The sequence below is a fragment of the Streptosporangium sp. NPDC003464 genome (genome assembly GCF_053588315.1).
The window spans coordinates 1-8,199 of sequence record NZ_JBSFPS010000361.1 but is presented as its reverse complement, the minus strand read 5'-3'; the positions used below and the strand labels follow the sequence as shown (position 1 = coordinate 8,199).

General features: G+C 72.8%; 7 protein-coding genes and 1 tRNA gene. 5 read left to right on the top strand and 3 right to left on the bottom strand.

The window, feature by feature from the left end; genetic code table 11:
- Positions 1-93 precede the first annotated feature (93 nt).
- Positions 94-165, bottom strand: a tRNA-Gly gene (locus ACWDS7_RS44160).
- 210 nt (positions 166-375) lie between these two features.
- Here ACWDS7_RS44160 and hutH point away from each other — a divergent pair.
- Entirely contained in the window at positions 376-1,923 is a 1,548-nt protein-coding gene (hutH, locus tag ACWDS7_RS44155) for a histidine ammonia-lyase (RefSeq protein WP_451934166.1), read from the top strand.
- On the opposite strand, the gene ACWDS7_RS44150 is transcribed toward hutH, so the two are convergent.
- Positions 1,904-3,112 (bottom strand): NAD(P)-binding domain-containing protein, encoded by a 1,209-nt coding sequence (locus ACWDS7_RS44150; protein ID WP_451934165.1) that lies wholly within the window; start codon positions 3,110-3,112, stop codon positions 1,904-1,906. The two genes, hutH and ACWDS7_RS44150, sit on opposite strands and share 20 nt — an antisense overlap.
- Before the next feature lie 73 nt (positions 3,113-3,185).
- On the opposite strand from ACWDS7_RS44150, the gene ACWDS7_RS44145 reads away from it, so the two are divergent.
- The 3 genes from ACWDS7_RS44145 to ACWDS7_RS44135 are packed head-to-tail and all read left to right on the top strand — an operon-like array spanning position 3,186 to position 5,927.
- Entirely contained in the window at positions 3,186-4,073 is an 888-nt protein-coding gene (locus tag ACWDS7_RS44145; RefSeq protein WP_451934164.1) for a LysR family transcriptional regulator, read from the top strand.
- A gap of 4 nt (positions 4,074-4,077) precedes the next feature.
- Positions 4,078-5,100 (top strand): chorismate-binding protein, encoded by a 1,023-nt coding sequence (locus ACWDS7_RS44140; RefSeq protein ID WP_451934163.1) that lies wholly within the window; start codon positions 4,078-4,080, stop codon positions 5,098-5,100.
- The gene (locus tag ACWDS7_RS44135) at positions 5,097-5,927 is read left to right on the top strand and encodes an aminotransferase class IV (protein ID WP_306868645.1); all 831 of its coding nucleotides are present in this window, start codon (positions 5,097-5,099) and stop codon (positions 5,925-5,927) included. Before ACWDS7_RS44140 ends, ACWDS7_RS44135 begins: the two co-directional genes overlap by 4 nt.
- Positions 5,928-5,931: 4 nt before the next feature.
- On the opposite strand, the gene ACWDS7_RS44130 is transcribed toward ACWDS7_RS44135, so the two are convergent.
- Positions 5,932-7,281, bottom strand: coding sequence for an LVIVD repeat-containing protein (locus ACWDS7_RS44130; RefSeq protein ID WP_451934167.1), 1,350 nt, complete (start codon positions 7,279-7,281; stop codon positions 5,932-5,934).
- Between the two features lie 130 nt (positions 7,282-7,411).
- Here ACWDS7_RS44130 and ACWDS7_RS44125 point away from each other — a divergent pair, with 130 nt between their 5' ends.
- On the top strand, positions 7,412-8,020 hold the full coding sequence (locus ACWDS7_RS44125; RefSeq protein WP_451934162.1) for a DUF305 domain-containing protein: 609 nt from the start codon (positions 7,412-7,414) through the stop codon (positions 8,018-8,020).
- Positions 8,021-8,199: the final 179 nt, after the last annotated feature.

The following is an 8,199-nucleotide window of genomic DNA, read 5'->3' as shown; positions in this document are numbered from 1 at the left end:
GGAGACGGGATTTGAACCCGTGTACACGGCTTTGCAGGCCGTTGCCTCGCCTCTCGGCCACTCCACCGGAGTGAGAGCCCTAAAGCCCTTCCGAGCGGAAGACGGGATTCGAACCCGCGACCCTCACCTTGGCAAGGTGATGCTCTACCACTGAGCCACTTCCGCGTGTGTCTCCGGGCCCGGCCCGGCTCACGGATAGAACTCTAGCGAATAGTCGCCGACTCCCCAAACCGAAGGACGGCCGGCCGTCCGGCGCGCGGGCGGTGGAGGCCGCCGGATCGGGCAGGGACTGGACAGGGAAGACATAGCGGCGATCTCCGCCTGTAAGGGGCTAACATCGCATACGCCAGTTACCTAGTGCGAGAGAGTGACACCATGCGCGACAACGAGGTCGTGAACATCGGGCCGGAGCCGCTGAGCTTCGACGAGGTCGTCAGGGTGGCCCGGCACGGCGCCGCCGTACGGCTCACCGACGACGCCGTGGCCGCCATGGCCGCCGCCCGCACCCGCATCGACGAGCTCGCCGAGAGCCCCACCCCCGCGTACGGGGTGTCGACCGGGTTCGGCGCCCTGGCCACCCGGCACATCGACCCCGCGCTCCGCGCCCAGCTGCAGCGCTCCCTGATCCGCTCGCACGCGGCGGGCTCGGGCCCCGAGGTGGAGACCGAGGTCGTCCGGGCGCTGATGCTGCTGCGCCTGCACACCCTGGCCACCGGCCACACCGGCGTCCGCCCGAAGACCGCCAAGGTGCTCCAGGGCATGCTCAACGCGTCGATCACCCCCGTGGTGCACGAGTACGGCAGCCTCGGCTGCTCCGGCGACCTCGCGCCGCTCTCCCACGTGGCCCTCACGATCATGGGCGAGGGAGTCGTCCGCGACGCGTCCGGGGAGCGCGTGGACGCCGCCGAGGCGCTGAAGCAGGCGGGCATCGAGCCCGTCGAGCTCGCCGCCAAGGAGGGCCTGGCGCTCATCAACGGCACCGACGGCATGCTCGGCATGCTGATCCTGGCCATGGACGACCTGCAGCGCCTGTTCAAGGCCGCCGACATCGGCGCGGCGATGAGCGTGGAGGCGCTGCTCGGCACCGACCGCGTCTTCGCCGCCGACCTGCAGGCCCTGCGCCCGCACCCGGGCCAGGCCGCCAGCGCCGCCAACCTCCGGGCCCTCCTGGCCGACTCCGGGATCATGGAATCCCACCGGGACGGAACCTGCACCCGCGTCCAGGACGCCTACTCGCTGCGCTGCGCCCCGCAGGTCGCCGGCGCCGCCCGCGACACCCTCGCGCACGCCGCCTCGGTCGCCATGCGGGAGCTGGCCTCGGCGATCGACAACCCGGTGGTGCTGGCCGACGGCCGGGTGGAGTCCAACGGCAACTTCCACGGCGCCCCCGTGGGCTACGTGCTCGACTTCCTGGCCATCGCGGTCGCGGACGTGGCGAGCATCTCCGAGCGCCGCACCGACCGCATGCTCGACGTGGCCCGCAGTCACGGCCTGCCCGCATTCCTGGCCGACGACCCCGGGGTGGACTCCGGGCACATGATCGCCCAGTACACCCAGGCCGCGATCGTCTCCGAGCTCAAGCGCCTGGCCGTGCCCGCGAGCGTGGACTCCATCCCGAGCTCCGCCATGCAGGAGGACCACGTCTCCATGGGCTGGTCGGCCGCCCGCAAGCTGCGCCGCTCGGTGGACGGCCTCACCCGGGTGCTCGCGGTGGAGATCCTCACCGCCGCCCGGGCGATCGACCTGCGGGCGCCGCACCGGCCCGCCCCCGCGACCGGGGCCGTGGTGGCCGCCCTGCGCCAGACGGTCCCCGGCCCCGGCCCGGACCGCTTCCTCGCCCCGGAGATCGAGTCGGTGGTCCGGTCGGTGGCCGACAACACGGTCGTCGCCGCCGCCGAGTCGGTCACCGGCCCGCTGGCATAGCGGCGATCACCTCCACCTCCAGCAGCAGCCCCGGCCGGAACAGCCGTGACACCTCCACGGTCGTGCTGGCCGGGGGCGCGCCGGTGAAGTAACGGCTCCGGACGCCCCCGTACTCGGACACCCGCGACATGTCGGTCAGATGCGTCCGGATGTGGGTCACGTCGTCGAAGGTGCACCCCTGGTCGGCGAGGATGCGCGCCAGCAGCTCCATCACGTATTCCGACTGGCGCCGCATGTCCCCCTCGCCGACCACCTGCCCCGCCTCGTCCAGCGCCACCTGGCCGGAGACGAACAGCAGGCCGCCGGCCCTGGTGGCATGGGAGTAGTAGCCGTTGGTCGCCGGGACCGACGCCGGGTTCAGCTTCGGCACACCGGTCCGGCGGGCCGTGGCGACGTGCCCGAAGACGGCCGTCAGGTCCTCGCCGCCGAGCCCGGCCCCGGCCGCCTCCTGCAGCCTGTCCCGGGCCGCCGCCGCGAGCGTCTGCGTCCCGTGCGAGGCCAGCGCCAGGTCCTTGGCCGCCAGGCCGAGGGCGTAGCGCGTCTCGGACGGCCCGTTCTCGACGGCCGGGCGGAGCCGCTCGACGAGCGTCCCCAGCGGGGTCTCACCGAGCACGTCCAGCAGTGCCGCGGTGTTCACGCCGGTCGCCTCGCCGTAGGCGACGGTCTCGGCGAGCAGCACCTGGGCGGGCACCAGCGCGCTCATCACCGCCAGCTTCAACGCCGCGCCCGCGCCCGGCCCGCCGGCCTCCCGGACCCGGCCGAACACCTCCAGCACCTCCCGGCAGCGCGCCAGGTCCTCCGGCAGGCCACCGGCCAGCACCGTCAGCGCGCCCTCCCGTGCGGGCTGCACGCTGCCCAGCACCGGCGCGTCCACCAGCCCCACCTGCGAGGGGAGCCTGTCGCGGAGCTCGGCCACCGCCTCGGGGCCGATCGTCGACATCTCCACGACCAGCGCCCCGGAGCGCAGCCCGGGCGCCGCGTCCGCGAGCACCCGCCTGACCGCCGCGGGGTCGCTGAGCATGGTGATCACCAGCTCCGCCTCCGCCACGGCCTCGGCGGGAGAGGCCGCGCCGAAGGCCCCCTCGACCGCGCGGGGAGTGCGGTTCCACACCGTCACCTTGTGTCCGGCCGCCACGAGCCGCCGCGCCATGGGGGCGCCCATATGTCCCAGTCCGAGGAAAGAAATCATGGGATTCACGGTAGGGACGGCCGAGGTATTCCACCAGCGACTAGATTGCATGCAAGCCATGCGAAGGAGGAATGTGTTCGACGTCGACGCGCTGCGCCTGCTGGACGCGGTGGCCCGCACCGGGTCCTTCACCGGGGCGGCGGCCCAGCTCAACTACACCCAGTCCGCGGTCTCCCGGCGCATCGCCTCCCTCGAACAGCAGGCGGGCGGCCCGCTGTTCGACCGGCTCGCGCGCGGCGTGCGGCTCACCCCCGCCGGCGAGACCCTCCACCATCACGCGCAGGTCGTCCTGAACCGGCTGGCCAGAGCGGCCGAGGAGCTGGCCGGCATCCACGGCGGCTACCGGGGGCGGCTGCGCGTCGGCGCGTTCGCCACCGCCAACGTCGCGCTGGTCCCGGGCGCCCTGCGGGCCTTCCGGAGGGAGTTCCCCGAGGTCGAGCTCACCCCGGTCGAGGGCCCCAGCGGCGGCCTGCTGCGCCGGATGCGCGAGGGCGGCCTGGACGCCGCCGTGGTCAGCGACTACCCGGCCGGCCTGCCCTACGACGAGGAGCTGGAGTTCGCCGAGCTGGTGGAGGACGAGCTGATGGTCGCGCTGCCGCGCGATCACCGGCTGGCCGGGGAGGGCCGCGTCGACCTGCGCGAGCTGCGGGAGGAGACCTGGATCGAGGCGCCCCCGCCCGGCCGGACGACGATGCTCGACGCCGCCTGCGCCCGCGCCGGGTTCGCGCCCCGCGCCACGGTCAGGATCGCCGAGTGGACGGGAAAGTTCGGCTACGTCGCGGCGGGGCTCGGCATCACGCTGGTGCCCGCCATCGCCGCGCAGGCCGTACCGCCCGATCTCGTGCTCCGCTCCCTCGGCGACCTCGCCCCGCGCCGGACCGTCTACACCGTCCTGCCCGCCACACCCCTGCCCGCGGCCCGCACGCTGGTGCGCCACCTGCGCGAGGCGGCGGGACAATAGCGGGGTGCACGACTCATTTGCGCATGCAGGGGGACAGCTCGCCACCCGGCTCCGCGACGTCACCACCGACCTGGCCGCGCTCGACGGCGAGGGCTGGTGGGCCGTCGTGGTCGACTACGAGGGCAAGGTCACGTGCGCCAGGTTCGACGACGTCCGGCCCGCGCCGCTGCCCGCGCCCCGCGGCCCCTGGCGCGGGCCGCACCCGTCGTCGTGGCGCAGCTCGCTGGATCGGGCCGCCTACGAGGCCGGTGTGCGCGGCATCCGCGCCCACATCGAGCGGGGCGAGGTCTACCAGGCCAACCTGTGCCGGGTGCTGAGCGCGCCGCTGCCCGGGGAGCCGGACCTCCCGGCGCTGGCCGTACGGCTGGCCGAGGGCAACCCCGCCCCCTACGCCGCCACGGTGAGCCTGCCCGGGCTGGGCGTGGTGTCGGCCTCCCCGGAGCTCTACCTGGCCAGGGACGGAGCGGTGATCGAGTCCAGACCGATCAAGGGGACCGGGGCCACCGCCGAGGACCTGCTAGAGAAGGACCACGCGGAGAACGTGATGATCGTCGACCTGGTCCGCAACGACCTGGGCCGGGTCGCCGAGGTCGGGTCGGTGAGCGTGCCGGCGCTGTGCGAGGTCGAGGAGCACCCCGGCCTGGTGCACCTGGTCTCCACGGTCCGGGCCCGGCTCGCGCCGGAATTCGGCTGGCCGGAGCTGTTCTCGGCGACGTTTCCTCCTGGATCGGTGACCGGTGCCCCGAAATCTTCTGCTCTGCGCATCATCAATGAGCTCGAACCCGGGCCGCGCGGGCCGTACTGTGGGACCGTGGGCTGGGTTGACGCAGACCAGCGCCGAGCGTCGCTGGCTGTGGGCATCCGCACGTTCTGGCTGTCATCCGAGGAGATCCACTTCGGCACGGGCGCGGGCATAACCTGGGGCAGCGATCCGGAGCGCGAGTGGCGCGAGACCGAGTTGAAGGCCGCCCGGCTCATCGCGCTCGCTTCCACGGCAGGTCCAGCAGGTTCAGGAGGAGTCATATGAAGGTGCCCGTATGGGTCAACGGAGAGCTCATCAGCCCGGAGCAGGCCACCGTCTCGGTGTTCGACCACGGCCTGATGGTCGGCGACGGCGTCTTCGAGACCATCAAGTGCGTCAACGGCGCCTCGTTCGCCCTCACCCGCCACCTCGACCGGCTCCGGCTGTCGGCCCAGCGCATGGACCTGCCCGAGCCGGACGTCGAGGCGATCGCCGCCGGCGTCCGCGCCTGCCTGGCCGAGGCGCCCCAGTGGCCGCTCGGCCGGATCCGCATCACCTACACCAGCGGCCCCGGCCCGCTCGGCTCCGACCGCGGGGACCAGGGCTGCACCACGGTGGTGATCGTCGACGAGCAGCGGCCGTTCCCGGCCACCGCCGACGTCACGGTCGTGCCCTGGCCGCGTAACGAGCGCGGCGCGCTCGCCGGGGTGAAGAGCACCTCCTACGGCGACAACGCCAAGGCCCTCTTCTACGCCAAGGCCCGGGGCGGCGGCGAGGCGATCTTCGAGAACCTGGCGGGCGACCTCTGCGAGGGCACCGGCAGCAACATCTTCATCGTCCGTGACGGCCGGCTGCTCACCCCCACGCTGGCCTCCGGCTGCCTGGCCGGGGTGACCCGGGCGCTCACGCTGGAGTGGTGCGGCGGCTCCGAGGAGGACGTCCCGCTGTCGGCCCTCTACGAGGCCGAGGAGGCGTTCCTGACCTCCACCACCCGCGACATCCAGCCGATCCGCGCGGTCGACCAGACCGTGCTGCCGGCCGCGCCCGGCCCGATCACCGCCAAGGCGATGCGGGTCTTCGCCGAGCGCGGCGCCGCCGACCTCGACCCGTGACGGCTCACCGCGGGTAGGACACCTGGGTCTGGGCGTTCAGCTCCTCCGTCGTGACCTTCTTGGCCGGATCGGTCAGCGGGTCGTCGATCCGGAGCACGTCCAGGCCCCTGGTGATGTCGCTGGAGTAGATGTGGCCGTTGTAGTAGTAGGCCGACCACGAGCCGCCGAGCCCCTCGACGCGGTCGCGCTCGAAGAAGCCGATCTCACGGGGGTTGTCGGAGTCGGTGAAGTCCCAGATCGACACCCCGCCCTGATACCAGGCCTGGACCATGATGTCCTTGCCGGGGACCGGCAGCAGTGACCCGTTGTGCGCGACGCAGTTCTCGTCGGGCTTCTGCCCCCTGGGGATCTTGAAATAGCCGCGGAGGCTGAGCGTGCGGTCCTCGGTGAGGTCGTAGACGGCGTCCGCCCCGTGGTTCTTGGGCGTGCCGGCGTCACAGGTGGCGCTGGCGCCGCCGCCCAGCTCGTCGCCGAAGACCACCTTGGTGGCGTCGTTGTTGAACGTGGCCGAGTGCCAGATCGAGAAGTTCTCCTCGTCGCGCACGTGCTGGAGCACCTTGGGACGCACCCTGTCGGAGATGTCCAGCAGGATCCCGTCGCCGTAGCAGGCGGCGGCCGCCAGGTTCTTCTCCGGGTAGGCCGTGATGTCGTGGCAGCCGCCGAGGCCGTCCTCGCCGCCCCCCTCGGAGAGCACCGGCTCCGAGACCACCCGGGCCCGGGCCGGATCGGCGGTCGGCACCTCGACCACGGAGATCTTGTTGTGCGGGGCCGGGCAGGTCGCGGACTGGGGCTCCGGCCCGGGGGAGGAGACGTAGAGGTAGACCCGGTCCCCGTCCTTGCCGGGGACGAGGGTGTGGGTGTGGGAGCCGCAGTCGGTGCGGACCGCCGACACGAACCTGGGGTGGGCCTTGTCGGCGACGTCGAAGATCCGGATGCCCTCCCAGCCCCCGCGCCCGTCGGTCCCGCCCGGCCCGGCGCCGCACTCCGGGCCGCCGCGCGGCGAGTCGACGGACAGGAACAGCAGGTTCCCGCTGACCGAGACGTCGTTCTGCTCGCCGGGGCAGAGCACCCGGCTGACCACGGCGGGCTTGGCGGGGTCGGACACGTCGAACACGCTGAAGCCGTCGTAGTTGCCGACGAAGGCGTGATCGCCCTGGAAGGCCAGGTCGGTGCCCCAGGACTGGGGGCCGTCGAGCGGCGCCTGCAGCGGCACGTTGGCCACATGGGTGACGTTGGCGCTGTGCGTGGCGTCTCCCGAGGCCGTCGCGCTCACGGAGGCGTCCGTCGAGGCGGTCGCCGGGGCCGGGACGGCCCGTGGGACCGGTGGCTCGGCATCCGCGCCGCATCCGGCCACAACAAGCAGCGCCGCCAGTCCGAATGCCACCCTCGATCGCACAGTGCCCCCATCACGTCAATTGCCCTGCCTCATTATTGAAGGTATGCGGGGAATGTATTGGCCATATGGGGCTATCGTCATGATCTCGATGACATCGGTCCTCGCGGGCTGCGCGGCGGACGGTTCCGGGGAGCGGGCCCCTCTGGTGGCGGGCACCGGCGCGCCGGTGATCATCCCGGGCGGCCCGGGCGACCCGGGTCGCAGGGCGGCGGCGGGCGAACGCCTCGGCGTGTCCGAGGCCCACGTGACGGCGGCCGACGTGCGGTTCGCCGAGGGCATGATCCCGCACCACGCGCAGGCGCTGGAGATGGCGGCGCTGGTCGCGCCCCGGTCGTCGTCGGCGGTCCTGCGGACACTCGCCGACCGGATCACCGCCGCGCAACGGCCCGAGATCGCGGCCATGACCTCGTGGCTGAGGTCGGTGGGCCGGCCGCCGGGGCCGCACGGCGGCCACACGGTCACCCAGGAGCAGATGAACCGGCTCAGGGCCGCCCGGGGGGCGGCCTTCGACGAGCTCTTCCTGAACCTGATGATCGCTCACCACGAGGAGGCGATGACCATGGCCGGGCAGCAGCTCCGGTCGGGCACGGACCGGATCATGCTGGCCACCGCCAAGGACGTCCTGTCCGGGCAGGGGGTCGAGATCGCCCGGATGCGGAGGCTGCTCAGGGACCAGGCCCTACGGTCCCCGGGGTGAGTGTTCGGGGATCAGGCCTGCGGTCCTCGGGGTGAGTGCTCAGGGACGGCCCTGTGGTCCCCGAGGTGAGGACGAGGGCGCGTCCCCACGATGATGATCACAAGCGGGACCCTTCAGAAAGGCGCGCGAACGCGTTCGCCGCAGAACTCCTCTTGCCGGCAAGCGTCCTCAAGGAGGAG